The sequence below is a fragment of the Shewanella sp. MSW genome, assembly GCF_007636515.1.
Classification (GTDB): Bacteria; Pseudomonadota; Gammaproteobacteria; order Enterobacterales; family Shewanellaceae; genus Shewanella; species Shewanella indica.
The window spans coordinates 285689-301208 of sequence record NZ_LVDR01000003.1 but is presented as its reverse complement, the minus strand read 5'-3'; the positions used below and the strand labels follow the sequence as shown (position 1 = coordinate 301208).

The window sequence follows — 15520 nt, the reverse complement described above, 5'->3', positions numbered from 1 at the left end:
CGTTTTCTGGCATAACCTAGGTTTCCATAGGTTATGCCAAGGTCAATTAACCACTGACAGGCGGAAAATCCAAAATAGCGGTGGCGACATTGAAGTAGACGATGACACCTATGATATCGGCTATCGAAGTCACCAGCGGCGCGCTGGCCGAGGCCGGATCCAACTTGAACTTGCTCAGCAAGAAGGGCAGGGACATGCCTATCAGGCTGCCGATAATCACCACAAGTTGCATGGTCAGAGCGACCACCAGGGCGATATCGCCGCCACGCCAATAACCCAGGGTAAATACCGCAATCGCCATGGTGGCACCCAGTAAACCGGCCACAAACAGCTCTTTGCCTAGCAGCGACAGCCAGTCTTTGAGGACGACCTCCCCGGTGGCCAGTGCCCTGACCATCAAGGTGGCAGACTGCGAACCGGCGTTGCCGCTGCTGCCGATGAGCAGTGGCAAGAAGAACACCAGAGCAACATAGGCTGTGATGGTATCTTCAAAGTAGGCGATCCCAGTGCCGGATAACACATTGCCGAACACCAGCAATACCAGCCAAAAGACTCGCTTACGATAAAGCATGCCAATGCTGGCTTCCTTAAAAGAGCAGGCCAATTGACCCACGGCGCCGTGTTTGTTGAATTCGGCATCGGCCTGGGCACTGGCTACATCCATGGCATCATCATAAGTGACTATACCGACCAGTTGGTCTTTGCCGTTGACTACCGGCAGCGCCAGCAGGTCATAGTGGGCTATCATCTGCGCCGCTTCTTCTTTGAAGGCTTCCGCTTCTATGGCAATGGTCTGCTCTTTCATAAACTCTTTCACCAACGCCTTGGGCGGCGCGATGATGAGCTGACGCAGTGACACATTGCCTATCAGGCGGCCGCGCTCATCCACCACATAGGTCTGGTAGATGGTTTCCAGATCTGCGGCCACTTTCCTCAGGCTGTCTATGGCCTCTTCCGCGGTTTGATTGACCCGCAGCAGGGCATAGTCAGAGGTCATAATGGAGCCGACCTTGGAGTCATCATAGGCCGCCAGGGTACGCATATCCTCGCGCTCCGCCTTGGCTAGAGTGGGCAGCAGCAGGGCCTGCTGCTCAATCTCCAACTCGTTATAGAGATCGGCGCGCTCATCTGCTGCCATCTCCATGATAATTTTCCCAAGGGTTTGATGATCCAGCACTTCTGCCAGCAGCTTTTGCTGCTGATGGGGTAGATACCGCAGCAGCGCCGCCGCGGTTTTGGGCTGGCACAGGGTCAGTATTGAGGCCGTTTGCTGGCAGTCGAAGGTCGGCAGCACGGCGGCTATGTCCGCAGGATGAAGCTCAGATGCCAGCATCTGCATCGCCTTGGCGTCTTTGTTGGTCAGGATCAGATGCAGGTTGAGTATGATGTTGTTGCTGTTCATAGGTCATTCTCCCAATGAGCTATCAAGAAAAGAAAAGTTGTAGGCCGGCACCAAATTGGCGGGCGCCACCGCCATACTGATTGCCATAACCCAGTTGCCACTGCCAACGGGCGTTGGGTTGGTTTTGCCAGAGTAGCTGGTAGCCATAGTCGCCTTGGCCCAGATGCTGGTTTTCAAACAGCAGGGTGTGTTGCTGTACTTTGAAGCCGGCTCCCAGGCCAAAAATCATCGCCGGGCCTTCACCCGACTCCAGGCTCAGCCCTAAGTTATTGCGCACAAAGAAGCCTTGGGTGGCAATCGGCAGATCGCTACTGACCAGGGCGTGGCCCTGCCAGCCATCTCTGTGATGACGCCCCAGCTCCAGTGCCAGAGCCTGAGTCTGAACCTGGGATAAGCCGTTTGTTGCCAGCGGTTGTTTGTAGCCCAGCTGCCAGCCGCGGCTCTCATGTCTGTCCCAGGGGGCATCCCGGTTGTCTGTTTGCAGTTCCAGCGCCAATTCGCCGCCAAAGACGGTTTGGTTGAGCCCCAGGGCAAAGCCGTTGTTGCCTGTATGCCGCTGCCAGTCGATTGCCAGCTCAGTTACTGTGGCGATATCGGGGTCTTCCAGCAACTGAATGCCGGCATGCAGTTGTCCGTGCCAGAGCAGGCCGCCCAGCAGCCAAGTGGTATATCTGAGTGTCATGTTTGTTCCTCCTGTGTGGGGGAACACTCAAGGTCGTAGATGGGGCAGCAAGGCTGTCCTAAGTAAAAACCTTTGTGGTTGCATTAGTTTGCAGCCACAGGAGAACACTGCGGCATACGTGAGCATGTCAAGCTCAACAAGGTTTTTATGGGGAGTAACGGAAAAAGGATTCTTTAATACGCTACTGCCAGGCTCGGCAGTAGTTTGCGAAGCTGCAGACTAGTGCCGGGCAAATAATCCTGTCTGACTGACAGGGCATCTACTGTCACCTATGTGTGTGTCCACAGTGGGTCTCCGTATGGTTAATTAAGCGGCGATTGTATGGTTGCAAGCAAACAAGTCAAGAGGGAGATTGAAAAAGCGCGTTAAACAGGGTTGTTTAGCCACAAATAACGGCTTTTTGTTGTTTGTTTGTTGTGCTATTGGGCGCCATTGGGGGGAATGGGTAGCCGGGAAGTTGTTTTTTGGGGGGCTATTGGACAAATCCCAGCAGCGGCTTAATATCAACACTATTACTCAGTAGGGTTACCGGAGCCGCAGCGCTTTTCATGTCTTCCAATATCCGTATCGCCAGCCTGAATCTGTTCAATTTTGCCATGCCGCCGCTGGCGTTTCATGAGTTCAACAACATCTATACCCAAGGACAGTGGCAACAAAAGTGCGACTGGATAGCCCGCTGGCTGCAGCAAGCACAGCCAGATCTGGTGGGCTGGCAGGAGGTATTCAGCCCCGAGCCGCTGCGTGAATTGTGTCAGGCTGCCGGTCTTGCCCACTTTGCGCTGGTGGATTCGCCGGTCGTAGAAGGCTTTATTGCCCGCAAGAGTGTAGTAGCTCTGGCAAGCCGTTATCCAATCGTTTCCCTGGCGGCGGTGGCGCTGGATGCCGAACTGGCATTTTCACTGGGGCTCAAGGATGAGTTTCAAAGCAGTCGTCAGATATTGAGAGCCACCTTGATGCTGCCTGGGATCGGCCACTGTGATACCTATGTGGTGCATTTCAAATCACCACGCAATAAGTTGCCCAAGGGCGCGGTCGAGCAGCAAGGTGCCGCCGGGCTGCTGGCCGAGAGTGCGCTGGGCCGCTGGTCAGCCACTTTGCAGCGTGGCAGTGAGGCGATGTTGTTGTATCAGGCGATACTCAAGCGGCGCCAGCAAAGCGGCAACGCTGTGGTACTGATGGGGGATTTTAACGCCGGCATAGACTCCAGTGAACTCAAGGGGCTGTTGGTGGGTGCCGGGCAGCTCTATAACGGGGATATTCGCGCCGCGGGCCTTTACGGCCTGCCCGATGAAAGGCTGAAACTGCAGCTGGCGCATTTTCAGCTGTTTGACGCCTGGCAGCTCTGGCGAGAAGCTTCTGAGCAAAGTGGCGAGCGAGTGACAGTGACTCGGCCCGTGACCCATTTTCACGGCTCTCAAGGCGGGGTGATCGACTATCTGTTGTTGAGTCAGGAGTTTGATGCCCGTAGCCAGCATAGCCTGGCTGAAGTGGTGGATTACCGGGTTTATGACAGTCACCTGCTGCGGCCGCAGTTTGAGCTGGATGCCCAGGCGAGCGACCATACACCGATTTTGGCAGAAGTCTGTTTACGCCATCCCTGATTAGGGCGTGATTTGGTCAGCTTCTGGTTTTTAACTGGCTCAGAATGATTTCGTTGCTGCCTGCTTATTGGGTTTGGGAATTTACAGCCGATGCGCCCACCCTTTACTCGCCGAAGAAAAGGGGCTTAAATGCGGCAAGGCCTTTTAAGTAAATCAGGAACAGAGGATGTTTAAGAAATTGCTCGCTGCAGTTGGCGTTGGCGGCGCCAGTGTCGATACCCGCTTACTCAATGCCAACCTGCAACCAGGGCAAACCTTCGAAGCCCGAATCGTGCTCAAGGGCGGCGAGGTAAGCCAGAGTATTGCCGGCCTGGAGCTGGCCCTTATGACTCGGGTTAAGGTCAGTGATGGCGACAGCAGTCATTTTATCAATCATTGTCTGGCCAGCTGGCGTATCAGCGAAGGCTTTGAACTTCAGGCCGGAGAGGTGAGAGAACTGCCTTTCATCGGTCAGTTGCATCCTGAGACCCCATTTACCGAGTTGCCGGTGCGTAACAATCAATGCCGGGTCTGGCTGCAAACCGGGCTGGCGATAGATTACGCTATAGATCCGGGCGATCAGGATCTGCTGCAGATCCAGCCTACCCAGCTGTTGCTGCACCTGCTGCAGGCCATGGAAGAGTTGGGCTTTGTCCTTAAAAAAGCCGATGTCGAGCAAGGCTATATCAACACCTCTGGGTTTCGCAGTGGTTCAGGTTGCTATCAGGAGTTGGAGTTTGTGCCCGCAGGGCTTGGGATCTGCCTTTTGCGTGAAGTGGAGCTCACCCTGGTACCTGCCGGAAAGCAAACCCATATCTTGCTGGAGCTGGACCGGGCTTTTCGCGGCGATGGCTATCTGAGTCTGACCTTGGATAATCAGGCCGATTATCCTCAGGTATTGGCCGCGTTGCGACCTCATCTGACTTGAATCGGTTTAATGTCGTCCCCCTATTTCACAGTGTGCGGCGATAACGCCGCTTGAGAGGAGAATCCTATGTTGATTGCATGTCCCCAGTGCGCTGGAATGAACCGGGTGCCGGAAGAACGCCTGTCTCAAGGCCCTAAGTGCGGCCATTGTAAGCAGCCTTTGTTTCAAGGCCTTCCAGTAGAACTGACTGATGCCAACTTTGCCAACCATGCCCATAAGTCAGAGCTGCCGCTGGTGGTGGATTTCTGGGCCGGCTGGTGTGGACCCTGCAAACAGTTTGCTCCCATATTCGAGCAGAGCGCTGCCGAATTGGAGCCGGAGTTTCGGTTCGGTAAGCTGGATACCGAGGCTCAGCAGGCATTGGCGGCCCAGTATGGGATCCGCTCCATTCCGACCATAATGCTGTTCAAAAATGGCCGAATGATAGCCCAGCAGGCCGGTGCCATGCCCAAACAGGCATTTCAGCAATGGCTCAAGAGTCAGCCTGCTTGAGGCTAGATAGCAACAAAGCCTTGGTAGTGTTGGTGCATGGCTTCAATAAAGATGAACGTGATATGGGGTTTCTGGCCCAAGGCTTGGCTCGGCAATACAGGATCCTGTGCCCCAGATTACCCACCCGTTTCGGCTCACTGCAACAAGCGGTAGTGACCTTGCGCCAGGCGCTGGATGAGCAGAACTGGCAGCAGTATCCCAGGGTGCACTTTGTGGCTCACAGTATGGGAGGCTTAATCGTCCGGCAACTGCTGGCAGAGCAGCTGCCCGGCAATCTGGGCCACAGTGTGTTTATTGCCACGCCCCATGATGGTTCACCGCTGGCGAGCCTGGCCGATAAGCTTCCGGGATATTCCCGGCTATTTCAGCCGTTGCAATCTTTGCTGCCGGGGCAGCGCTGGGCAAGCTGGCGCATGGATAGCCGGGCTCATCTTGGGATCATCGCCGGCAGTGGGACTCAGGATCCCTTGGGCGCCTTGATTGACGGCGAGTCCGATGGCCGGGTACCCCTGGCTTCTACCCGTTGTGATGATGCCAGTGATTGGCTGGTGTTGCCCCTGTGCCATAAGGCCATACATTGGCATCAGGATACGCTGGCGGCGGTACAGAGCTTTCTTGAGTGCGGCCGCTTTGGCGCTGACTCATGAGCGCTGACTAATAAGCTAGGGGTATTAGACTTTGGCTAAGGGGAAATGAGGGCCGCTGAGTTTCTCTGGTGCGCCGGATAAGCTTACAGATTGGAATTTTGGGCCGGGTTCGCACCTGGCAAAATACTCAATTATTATTCACAGAGGGTTTCCTGGCTCACTCAGTTTCAGGTGCACTCAGTTTCAGGTGCACTCAGTTTCAGGTGCACTCAGTTTCAGATGCACTCAGTTTCAAGTGCACTCAGTTTCAGGTGCACTCAGTTTCAAGTGCACTCAGTTTCAGGTGCACTCAGTTTCAAGTGCACTCAGTTTCAGGTGGGCTTATTTATCAGGAGCGAATTTGGCCGCGAAAAAGGGATGGTTTAGGCGACTGACGGCCTGGCTGATAAAACTGTTGTTGGGGCTGATGATACTGTCCCTGCTGATGGTGATTGCCCTTAAGTTTGTTAACCCACCGCTGTGGAGCTGGCGTATTGAACGCTATTGGTTTCCACCGGCGCCGGTAACACAGGTACAGCGCCAGGTGCAGCATCAGTGGCAGCCGCTGACTCAGATATCTGCCAATATGCAGCTGGCGGTGATCGCCAGTGAAGATCAGCGTTTTGCCCTTCATTCCGGTTTTGATCTCAAGGCGATTCAGACTGCCATAGAAGATAAGCTTCAGGGGGAGCGCCTCAGAGGCGCCAGCACCTTGAGCCAGCAAACCGCCAAGAACCTGTTTATGTGGTCTTCGCGTAGCTTTATTCGCAAGGGGGCTGAAGCCTGGTTCACCTTGCTTTTGGAGCTGGTGTTGGATAAGCCCAGGATCCTTGAGTTGTATCTGAATATTGTTGAATTCGGCCCGGGGATCTACGGCGTTGAAGCGGCGGCGCAACACTATTTTCATAAGAACGCCGCTCAGTTGTCGTCCCGCGAGGCGGCCTTGCTGGCCGCCTTGTTACCCAATCCCTGGCAATATCAAATCAATCCGCCCAGTGCTTACATGAACCGCCGCGCCGACTGGATCCAGCAGCAGATGCGGCAATTGGGGCTGCAAACACTTAAAGACCTGGATTGATTTCAATGTCGGTATTTAACCCTTGGTCGCTAGCGCTTGAATTGGCGACGACCCGATTGCGACCACTGTTTTTGGCTTGATAAAGTGCGTGGTCGGCTCGTTTGACGGCCGCTTCTATCGATTCTGTTGCAACTTCAACCTCGGCCACGCCCAAGCTTATGGTGCAACTTATCTTGTCTCCCGTGTCGGCGGTCAGTTGCATAGCTTCGACATTGAGGCGCAGCTGCTCGGCTCGATGCAAGGCTTGGTTTAGTGTGGCTCCCGGCAGCAAGATCACGAACTCTTCGCCGCCGAAACGGGCCGCCATCTCGGCTCCTTGGCAGTGTTGTTTCAATAATTTGGCCAGGGCGACTATCACCCTGTCGCCCAAGTGATGACCAAAGTTGTCGTTGATCTGTTTGAAACTGTCTATATCCAGAATAAGCACAGAGATAGCCTCGCCATTGCGGCCGGCCAGCTTAAGTTGATAGTCGGCCTCAGAATAGAAATAGCGCCGGTTATAGAGTTTGGTCAGAGGGTCGGTGGCCGCCTGGCGTTTAAGCTCTTCCTGCGAGGCGCGAATATCCTCAAGAATTTTGATCCTATAGGAGATGATAAACGCCAGGGTGAGGGCTTCCAGCATAATGCCTATGCCGACTCCATGACTGCTGAGGTAGCTCGGAGAGATCAAGCCCTTGTAGAAGAGCACGGCTATGCCGTTGAAGATTACGAAGAAGCTGTGGCCCACCAGAAAGTATTTCACCAGAGGATTGCCCTTGCGATAGAGGGAGATACTCACAGAGAAGGTTACCAACATCATGACTGCCGCCATACTGCTGGCGGGTTTGAGTGCCGCTGAGATATCAAACAGCCCCCAAATCAGAATGGCAAATAGCAGCAACAACAACAATTGCAACACCTTGTGCTCTGTGGGGTAGAACTGCCTGGTTTCGAAGATAGCCGTCATAAACAGCAGCAGGAAAATCGGCATGGTGAGCAGCGACAGATTGAGCATGAAGACGTTCGAGCCGTAGGCGTTGAACACGCTGGCGACTAGGCCATAGGACAAGGCAATCCACACCAGACCGGAGATTAGGTACAGCGAATAGTAGATGTTCTCTTTCTTGCTGCTGGCGAAATACAGCAGGCAGTTGTAGAACACCAGCGCCAGCAACATACCCACCATGATCGCAATATCATAATGGGTGCTTACCAGAGCTCTTCGCGAATTTTCTCCATCCATCAGTGTCATGGCAAACCATTGATGGGAGTAGGCGTGGCTACGAATATACAAGGTTGTTATCTGATCTGGCGCCAGAGTCAGTGGGTAGACCACTGTGCCCCGATACATAAGTGGGTTGTCGGCGGCCTGTTCAAGATCCAACTGCTCGTGTCGCTGCAGTTGTTGGCCGCTTTCCTCATAGATGTCGATTTGCTGCACATGGTAGGCATGGGGCAGGTGCAACAACAGCGGCTTTTCCTGCGAGAGTCTATTGTGCAGTATCAGCTTGAACCAGGTGACCCTGGCGTTGGTACCCAAAGTGGTGACATTATCGGTTACGCCGAAAGGTTTCTGGCGTGCCTGCTCAAAGCCAAGGTTCTGGCTGTTATCAATAAAATAGCCGATTTTGAACTCTTCGAGCGCGACGCTGTTTTGTTCTATATTAATAACGGGAAGCTTAACCTGCTCTAATGCAAATAGTTTTAGGCTGGTTAGTAGCAAAAACAGGCACAGCAACGCGTATCTCAATTCCATTCAGGTATCCATTTTCCCTGGCGCCGGCATGTCCAGGCGCTTCTTTATTGTTCAATGGTACCCAAGGATAAAAAGTGTCGCCAGCAATACCGCTTGTTATGCGGTTTCTTGTTTGAATGACAGTATCTTGAAGTTTGGAAAATTATTGAGTGATGGATTGATGGTGCCTCTTAGTTGTTGCAGCTTATATTTAGGCTCATTTTTGGCACTAAAAAAGGCGACCCTGAGTCGCCTTCTTGCTTGGATGCCGATTATCGACGATTAACGTGGGCCCGGCTCGGCATAATGGGTCATCCAGTCTTTGACCTGGTTATACCAATAGATGGAGTTGTTGGGCTTCATGATCCAGTGGTTTTCATCGGGGAAATAAATCATCCGCGATTCCACTCCACGGCTTTGCAGGGTGCGGAACAACTCAAAACCTTGCCCCACTGGCACCCGGTAGTCCAGCTGACCATGGCTCACCAGGGTCGGTGTATTGAAACCGGCGGCAAAGTAATGGGGTGAAATCGACTGGTAGATCTCCGGTTTTTCCCAGTAATGGCCGAAGCGGGTGCTGTGCACGGCGAAGTCGGAAGCCATCTGGGAGTACATGTCGTACACGGCGGCATGGATCAACAGCGCCTTGAACGGATGTTTCTGCCCGAGGATGATGGAGGTCAGATAGCCGCCGTAGCTGGCACCACCGGCCACCATGCGATCGCTGTCGATCCAGCTCTTTTGTTCAAACCAGTCGGCTGCCTTGAGGACATCATCCAGAGACTTGTTTTTCCAGTCCGGGTTGATGGCATCGGCAAACTCCTGGCCGAAGCCGCTGGAACCGTGGAAATTGGGCCAGGCGGTGACATAACCCCAGGAGGCAAAGGTCTGGGCGTTCCAGCGATAGTGGAAACCATCACTGATAGCGTTGTGTGGGCCGCCGTGTACCAGCATAAACAGCGGGTACTTCTTGCTGCGATCGAAACCCGGTGGGTAGTGCACCCACATCTGGATATCCTGGTTGTTGTAACCCTTGTAGGTCACAGACTCATAGCTGCCCAGATCCACATCCTTGAGCAGTTCATCATTGAACTGCTCCAGCCTTTGGCCTTTACCGTTCTTGGGATTGATCGCCAGCAGTCGCGCCGGATAAAGGAAGCTGTCGTTGAGGGCAATCAGGGTGCCTTTCTTGCCTATCTGCGGCTGACCATAGTTGGTGTCCTTGGTGATCGCCTTCACTTTGCCGCTTTTGGCATCAATATGATAGATACGGCTGGTGGCGGCATCATCAATGGCGGCGTAGAAGCCTTTACCATCCGGCGTCCAGCTGAACTGAGACACAGATCTGTCCCAATTGGCGGTCAGGGTCTTGAGCTTACGGCTGTGGATATCCAGCAGCATCAGCCTGGAGGTGTCGGCATAGAAACCCGGGATCTTCTGGCGAGTGAAGGCCAGCGTCTTGCCGTCAGGGCTGAAGCTTGGGCGGCTATCGGGCGCTTCGTTGTCCGGTGTCAGGTTTTCTGCCTTGTCTGCGCCTATCTTGCCGAGGAAGATATCCAGCTTGGGATCGACCCGGTTGTCGGAGCCGTAGGCGTTGAAGGCGATCAGTTTCTCATCGGCAGACACATCATAGCTGCCGGCGCTTTGACTCGAACGAGGCAGCTCATGGCCCAGTGTTTGAGTAATGGCTTCTATCTCGCCGCCCTTGGCAGGAATTCGGAACACATGCGCCTGACGGCGTTCATCCAGCCAATGATCGAACTGGGCATAGGGCAGAGCATTCCACTGCTTGGCCGAGGTCTTGTTGTCCTTGTCGGCTTTCAGCTGCTCTTGCATCTGCTTCCAGTCCTGCCCGGGGAAGATATTGCTGATGAAATAGAGATGGTTACCTACCCATTTGATGCCGTACACGCCGGTAGGCACCTCGGTCAGCCGCTGGGCTTCACCCGGGCCATTCATCGGCAGCAGATAGATCTGCCCGGCATCGTCCTCATTGCGCTGGCTGACAAAGGCCAGAGTGTTGCCATCGGGAGAAAATACCGGGTTGCTCACCTTGAGTCCGGCGGCAGTCAGTGGGCGTTGATGTTTGCCATCGGCATCAAAGTACCAAAGTTGGGTCGACCCTTTGTCGGCCTTGACATCATACTCGGTCACGGGGGCGATGATATGCTCGCCGCCGGGCGATACTACCGGGCTGCCGATACGCTTGAGTTGCCACAATAGCTCAACCGACAAGGGCTTGCCCGGCTCTGCCCACGCCGATGCCAGTGGCATCAAGAGGCAGAGTAATAGAGTTCCAACCTTCTTCACGGAAAGTCTCCTTTAGATACAGATAGTTATTATATTTGGCAGCGAAGGCTGCCTCGGGAGTATATCCCCGGATGATGAAAACAAGCTTATCCGGGCACGGTTTGATGGGATTATTTTGTGTAACTTTCTGTTAGCGCTGGTACGGTATCGTGTGAAATTTGGCCGTTTTGTGTGGGGGTTAAGTCAGGTCATTTATAATCAGAGGCTATAAAGAATAATAACTTAATATTTTGTCGTGCTTAAACTAGCGCTTATTATGCGGTAGATTCTCTCTCTATATACCGTTTCCCGTATAAGGTTCCATATGTCTATTGCAGTTATCGCAGCCATTGCGGTATTTCTCGGCGTTCTGTTTATTCTGTTTCACCAACAGCAAAAAGAGCACAAATTATCCCGTCTGGTGCTGATCGGCTTAATCCTCGGCAGTGCCTATGGTTTCCTGATGCAGTCATACTTCGGCGTGGATAGCCCGGTCACTGCAGAGACGCTCAGTTGGATTGCCATAGTCGGCGGTGGCTATGTGGCCTTGCTGAAGATGGTGATCATGCCCCTGGTACTGGTGTCCATGGTCGCGGCAGTGGTCAAGTTGGATAAGGGCGGCTCGCTCGGCAAGATCTCCTCCCTGACCATATTTATTCTGATGGCGACCACGGCCATAGCGGCTTTGATAGGTATTCTGGTCACTTCCATCTCTGGGATTTCTGCCGAGGGGCTGATCGCCGGTAGCCGGGAAACGGCGCAAATGGCAGTATTGGATACCAAGGCGGCTTCGATTGCTGATCTGACTGTACCGCAAATGCTGCTGAGCTTTATTCCGGTAAATCCTTTTGCCGATCTGGCCGGTGCCCGTTCCACTTCCATCATTGCCGTGGTGATTTTCGGTATCCTCCTTGGGATAGCGGCCCGCAAGGTGATGCATGAGAAAGAGCAACTGGAATCGCCCATACGGACCTTTGTTGAAGGTGCACAGGCGATTGTTATGCGCCTGGTGAAGATGATTATGGCGTTGACCCCCTATGGTATTGCCGCGCTGATGGCCAAGGTGGTCGCCTCTTCCAGCGGCGCCGATATGCTCAATTTGTTGGGCTTTATTCTGGCCTCTTACGTCGCCATTCTGCTGATGTTTGTTGTTCACGGCATACTGGTGGCCATGGTAGGCGTCAGCCCGCTGGACTACTTCCGTAAAATTTGGCCCGTGCTGACCTTTGCCTTCTCGTCGCGCAGTTCGGCGGCGACTATTCCATTGAATGTCGAGGCTCAGGTGACCCAGCTGAATGTGCCGCCGGCCATTGCCAATCTGGCGGCCTCGTTCGGCGCTACTATCGGCCAGAACGGCTGCGCCGGTATCTATCCTGCGATGTTGGCTGTCATGGTGGCGCCCAGCATGGGCATAGATCCACTGGACTTGCATTTCATGCTGTCCTTGATTGCCATAGTGACTATCAGTTCTTTCGGGATAGCCGGTGTCGGTGGCGGCGCAACATTTGCGGCGTTAATTGTCCTGCCTGCCATGGGACTGCCGGTGGCCATTGTGGCGCTGCTGATCTCCATCGAGCCGCTGATTGATATGGCGCGTACCGCCTTGAACGTATCCGGCTCCATGACCGCAGGTACCATGACCAGTCGGCTATTGAAGCAAACCACGGAAAACCAGACGGCCGAACAGCAGTAAGTTGCTCCGGCTAACGGCTTGATAAAAAGGATGCTGCGGCATCCTTTTTTAGATTGGCACAGGTAATGAAAATCTTACTTCAAAAGGACATTAACCCGCATCCGCTTATGGAAATAGCATTTAAAATTAATATCTTATAGCTAGATTTTTTTAATTATTTTCTTGGCATTCTCAAAAATGGAGTTGGAGATATGCTCTGGAAAACCCTCCGGTAGATTCGCCCTTACTTGTAAGATTGCCTCAGGTAACGCACCTTTCATTTCATCCATTATTCTTTGCATCTTATCCTGACTAAAATTCACAGCTTTAGCAGTATCTAAGAAGTGACGAGGCAGGATTTTATTGATTTCATACTTCTTGCCTTTTGTGGCTTTCAACCCCATTGCGAGCTTAAGTTGTCTAATATTGAGTCCTTTTCCTCCCAACAATGGGTAGGCAGACAAAATGTCGTAGAATGGGGTGAGTCGATAGCTACCTCCTTTATCAATATAGATAGAAAAGTTTTTAGCATGTCCATCCGTAGCCCCAATGATCCATTGAAATACCTGGAATCTCATGAAGTTATATCGATCTTCAAGTGCATTACTTGAACCCATTAATAACTCCATGATCTGTGCTATACCTGGGCCACCTTGAGATTCATATTTGATGGATGATGGCATACCAAACACTTGGCAAATATCTTCTTGAGGTAAGCGTAGCAAGCCTGCTCTGTCTTTTGTCCAGCGTCGATCAAATCGTTCTACAGCTAAAGCTTTAAGGTTGTCTGTTTTGATTATATTGACGCTGGGAACTGCGAATCCCAGAGCTTTAGCTAGCTCAATGCAAAGATATTCATTTTCTACGCTATCTTTGAGATCCAGTGTCGCGTTAGCTTGTTGTATTTCGCCTATTGGCAGCTTGATAATGTGAGTGGTTGGGGTGTTTCCTTTCGGGATACACCATTGTCCATCAACGAATAAGAGTGCAGTTTTCTCTTGAGCACCTGCCACTGAGATCCTAAAGTCTTCTTCCTCTTTGAGCATCCCGAGGGGAATATCAGACTTGTATGCAGAAAGAATCGCCTCTAGTTTCTTGTCATCCAATACTTCGTAGCTGAGTGGCTCTTTTTTATAGGGGTGTTCGGGAGGAAGTAATGCAATTGCACCAACACTATCCTTTCCGATTGCTTTTAAGAGATCAAATGGTTGTTTGGATGAGGCTTTGTACCTTGCAACGATCCTATCTCTGACTTGTGGGCTGTCTGGTAAGAGATTGTCAAAATAGTTGATAACGGCATCGGAAGTGATAGTCGGTAATTGAAGCTTTAAAGACAGTGACAGTGGGCGAGTCTTCGCATTGGTTATCCAGTCCTTATCATATTGAAAAGTGTGAGCGCCGTTCTTATGCTTCGCCAAGGTGCCAACAAGTTCACCATTCATGTATGCTATTAGCTTTTGCATTACCAACTCTCATCATCATTTTCATTTAGCGAAGTCAGCTGTGTTTTTTCTTGGATACTCAATGTTAGATCCATAGCTTGTACAAGCTTAAAGAAGGTAGAAAGCGTTGTTTTGTTGGGGTTGTTCTCGAAGTTCGAGATCGTCGCTTGCTTTATACCGACTTTTTTCGCTAACTCTGACTGAGTCCAGCCATTCTTTTGGCGTATCAGTAGCATCATATCTGCGAGTTGCTTTGGACTATATATCATTAGTTCCAGCCCTCAATGATTAGAGATGAATTTTAAAGTTATCTCATATCCCCACTAGAGGGTTAGCCTGCATTTATCCCTTTATTGGGATAAATGCTGATTTATACCTACCAGGGGATAAATACTGCTTTATACCTACCAGGGGATAAATACTGCTTTATACCTATCGGGGGATAAATACTGCTTTATACCTATTAGGGTATAAGTGACTAAATATCCGCTATTGAGGATATTTAGTCAATAGAAGTCAGAAGGAACAATGATATTTAGTTGAGTCATAGACTGCTCTAGCATCCTGTTTAGTTTTGATCCGCACTCTTATCCCAAAGGACAAACCCCCAAAGGGGACAAGTTGGATTTTTGTTGTCTCAGACGGTTATAATTCCGCCATCCTCACTTATTGGAGCTCACGCCAAAATGAACAACTGACACCTGATCACCAATCTTTTTTACTTTTCCATTATTAGATTGGCAGGGTCGGTCGGCGTGTTCGCTCAAGTCTTTATTGTTGCAGTCAGTTGGCACTCATTCGCCATATCAGTGCCGCGCTGGCGCTCTTTGACCAGGGCTCTGGCTTGCCTAAGATACACAGCTTGAGTTTGGCATCCATATCGAAGCGCCCGGCGCAAAGCGGCGCTGCTCGCTGACGCAACTGAGCAGTACCCGCTCCACCGGAGGGAAGTCTGATTGCCACTCATGGGAGTATCTGCCTTGGGTAAGAGGTTTAAGCTGCATCTGGGGCCGAAAACCGAGGCTTGGTAGGGGAATTATCCTGCCAATGGCGCAGATGGCAAGCAAGGATTGGTTACAGTAACGGTTTCAGGATTGACCTTTGTCGTCAATCATGGAACCCTATCGGCATTCTTGGGCCATACAGAGCAAAGTGCAGCATGGGGTTTTCACTCGGTGTTAACCGCTTCTCCCTCAGAGACAGGGCGCTGGTGTCATTGATCATCAGTCTGCTGGTGATTCTGCTCTGTTTTGGTCAGCAGCTTTCGCTGTTTGGCTCCTGCCCGCTCAAGGCTCAGCATCAACTGACGCAACTTGGCGTTGATACTGCGCCGACTCACGCCAATGATGCGGGTAAGGCGCAGCTCAATGAAGAGCCCTGCCATCTGTCTTCCCATATGCTGAACCTGCAACCTGTGGTACTGCAACTGGGACTCACGGCCCTGTTGCTGTTTCTGCTGTTGCTCAACTGGCTCGGCAGTACCCGACCTTTCAGTGTTTATCTCTCTCACCCCATAGTCTCCAAACGAAGGCGACACTCAGTGTTGTGCGTGTATCTGGAATGAAAACATCCTGAACTTTTGCCGGTTAACACCGGGTTCTGATGTTTTGTTTTG

At 52.0% G+C, this 15520-nt stretch carries 14 protein-coding genes; 7 read left to right on the top strand and 7 right to left on the bottom strand.

Features of this window, described 5'->3' with window-relative positions; all coding sequences use genetic code 11:
* Positions 1 to 46: 46 nt before the first annotated feature.
* Together mgtE and AYI96_RS04560 are read right to left on the bottom strand one after the other, a co-directional pair.
* On the bottom strand, positions 47 to 1402 hold the full coding sequence (mgtE, locus tag AYI96_RS04565; RefSeq protein WP_144361083.1) for a magnesium transporter: 1356 nt from the start codon (positions 1400 to 1402) through the stop codon (positions 47 to 49).
* 22 nt (positions 1403 to 1424) lie between these two features.
* Positions 1425 to 2084, bottom strand: a complete 660-nt coding sequence (locus tag AYI96_RS04560; RefSeq protein WP_144361082.1) for a hypothetical protein — start codon at positions 2082 to 2084, stop codon at positions 1425 to 1427.
* A gap of 548 nt (positions 2085 to 2632) precedes the next feature.
* Here AYI96_RS04560 and AYI96_RS04555 point away from each other — a divergent pair.
* The 5 genes from AYI96_RS04555 to mtgA all read left to right on the top strand — a co-directional run bounded on the left by AYI96_RS04555 (position 2633) and on the right by mtgA (position 6788).
* A complete protein-coding gene (locus tag AYI96_RS04555) occupies positions 2633 to 3685 on the top strand; it encodes an endonuclease/exonuclease/phosphatase family protein (protein WP_071476739.1) in 1053 nt (350 codons plus the stop codon).
* 166 nt (positions 3686 to 3851) lie between these two features.
* Positions 3852 to 4592 carry a sporulation protein gene (locus AYI96_RS04550; RefSeq protein WP_144361081.1) on the top strand — a complete coding sequence of 247 codons (741 nt, stop codon included), beginning with the start codon at positions 3852 to 3854 and terminating at the stop codon, positions 4590 to 4592.
* Between the two features lie 66 nt (positions 4593 to 4658).
* Entirely contained in the window at positions 4659 to 5084 is a 426-nt protein-coding gene (trxC, locus tag AYI96_RS04545) for a thioredoxin TrxC (protein WP_039034956.1), read from the top strand.
* Complete coding sequence (locus AYI96_RS04540; RefSeq protein ID WP_144361080.1) at positions 5060 to 5731, top strand: esterase/lipase family protein; 672 nt, start codon at positions 5060 to 5062, stop codon at positions 5729 to 5731. The genes trxC and AYI96_RS04540 overlap by 25 nt, the downstream gene beginning before the upstream one ends.
* Before the next feature lie 340 nt (positions 5732 to 6071).
* Positions 6072 to 6788, top strand: a complete 717-nt coding sequence (gene mtgA / locus AYI96_RS04535) for a monofunctional biosynthetic peptidoglycan transglycosylase (RefSeq protein ID WP_226684243.1) — start codon at positions 6072 to 6074, stop codon at positions 6786 to 6788.
* Here the strand turns inward: mtgA and AYI96_RS04530 are convergent.
* On the bottom strand, positions 6772 to 8523 hold the full coding sequence (locus AYI96_RS04530; RefSeq protein ID WP_144361078.1) for a diguanylate cyclase: 1752 nt from the start codon (positions 8521 to 8523) through the stop codon (positions 6772 to 6774). The genes mtgA and AYI96_RS04530 overlap by 17 nt on opposite strands.
* A 261-nt stretch (positions 8524 to 8784) precedes the next feature.
* On the bottom strand, positions 8785 to 10812 hold the full coding sequence (locus AYI96_RS04525; RefSeq protein ID WP_144361077.1) for an alpha/beta hydrolase family protein: 2028 nt from the start codon (positions 10810 to 10812) through the stop codon (positions 8785 to 8787).
* Positions 10813 to 11116: 304 nt separating this feature from the next.
* On the opposite strand from AYI96_RS04525, the gene AYI96_RS04520 reads away from it, so the two are divergent.
* A complete protein-coding gene (locus AYI96_RS04520; protein ID WP_039034959.1) occupies positions 11117 to 12484 on the top strand; it encodes an L-cystine transporter in 1368 nt (455 codons plus the stop codon).
* Positions 12485 to 12624: 140 nt separating this feature from the next.
* Here AYI96_RS04520 and AYI96_RS04515 read toward each other — a convergent pair whose 3' ends face one another.
* The 3 genes from AYI96_RS04515 to AYI96_RS04505 all read right to left on the bottom strand — a co-directional run bounded on the left by AYI96_RS04515 (position 12625) and on the right by AYI96_RS04505 (position 14868).
* The gene (locus tag AYI96_RS04515) at positions 12625 to 13926 is read right to left on the bottom strand and encodes a type II toxin-antitoxin system HipA family toxin (protein WP_101095680.1); all 1302 of its coding nucleotides are present in this window, start codon (positions 13924 to 13926) and stop codon (positions 12625 to 12627) included.
* The gene (hipB, locus tag AYI96_RS04510; protein WP_039034961.1) at positions 13926 to 14174 is read right to left on the bottom strand and encodes a type II toxin-antitoxin system antitoxin HipB; all 249 of its coding nucleotides are present in this window, start codon (positions 14172 to 14174) and stop codon (positions 13926 to 13928) included. Before hipB ends, AYI96_RS04515 begins: the two co-directional genes overlap by 1 nt.
* Positions 14175 to 14688: 514 nt before the next feature.
* Complete coding sequence (locus AYI96_RS04505; RefSeq protein WP_144361076.1) at positions 14689 to 14868, bottom strand: PH domain-containing protein; 180 nt, start codon at positions 14866 to 14868, stop codon at positions 14689 to 14691.
* A 196-nt stretch (positions 14869 to 15064) separates the two neighbouring features.
* On the opposite strand from AYI96_RS04505, the gene AYI96_RS04500 reads away from it, so the two are divergent.
* The gene (locus tag AYI96_RS04500; RefSeq protein WP_071476745.1) at positions 15065 to 15469 is read left to right on the top strand and encodes a hypothetical protein; all 405 of its coding nucleotides are present in this window, start codon (positions 15065 to 15067) and stop codon (positions 15467 to 15469) included.
* The last annotated feature ends 51 nt before the right edge of the window (positions 15470 to 15520 follow it).

What these genes read in the sequence shown, in the direction of transcription:
- AYI96_RS04560 (WP_144361082.1), bottom strand. Translation starts at nt 2,084, where the DNA reads ATGACACTCAGATATACCACTTGGCTGCTGGGCGGCCTGCTCTGGCAC.
- AYI96_RS04530 (WP_144361078.1), bottom strand. Translation starts at nt 8,523, where the DNA reads ATGGAATTGAGATACGCGTTGCTGTGCCTGTTTTTGCTACTAACCAGC.
- AYI96_RS04555 (WP_071476739.1), top strand. Translation starts at nt 2,633, where the DNA reads ATGTCTTCCAATATCCGTATCGCCAGCCTGAATCTGTTCAATTTTGCC.
- AYI96_RS04540 (WP_144361080.1), top strand. Translation starts at nt 5,060, where the DNA reads ATGGCTCAAGAGTCAGCCTGCTTGAGGCTAGATAGCAACAAAGCCTTG.
- trxC (WP_039034956.1), top strand. Translation starts at nt 4,659, where the DNA reads ATGTTGATTGCATGTCCCCAGTGCGCTGGAATGAACCGGGTGCCGGAA.
- AYI96_RS04515 (WP_101095680.1), bottom strand. Translation starts at nt 13,926, where the DNA reads ATGCAAAAGCTAATAGCATACATGAATGGTGAACTTGTTGGCACCTTG.
- AYI96_RS04550 (WP_144361081.1), top strand. Translation starts at nt 3,852, where the DNA reads ATGTTTAAGAAATTGCTCGCTGCAGTTGGCGTTGGCGGCGCCAGTGTC.
- hipB (WP_039034961.1), bottom strand. Translation starts at nt 14,174, where the DNA reads ATGATATATAGTCCAAAGCAACTCGCAGATATGATGCTACTGATACGC.
- AYI96_RS04520 (WP_039034959.1), top strand. Translation starts at nt 11,117, where the DNA reads ATGTCTATTGCAGTTATCGCAGCCATTGCGGTATTTCTCGGCGTTCTG.
- mgtE (WP_144361083.1), bottom strand. Translation starts at nt 1,402, where the DNA reads ATGAACAGCAACAACATCATACTCAACCTGCATCTGATCCTGACCAAC.
- AYI96_RS04500 (WP_071476745.1), top strand. Translation starts at nt 15,065, where the DNA reads ATGGGGTTTTCACTCGGTGTTAACCGCTTCTCCCTCAGAGACAGGGCG.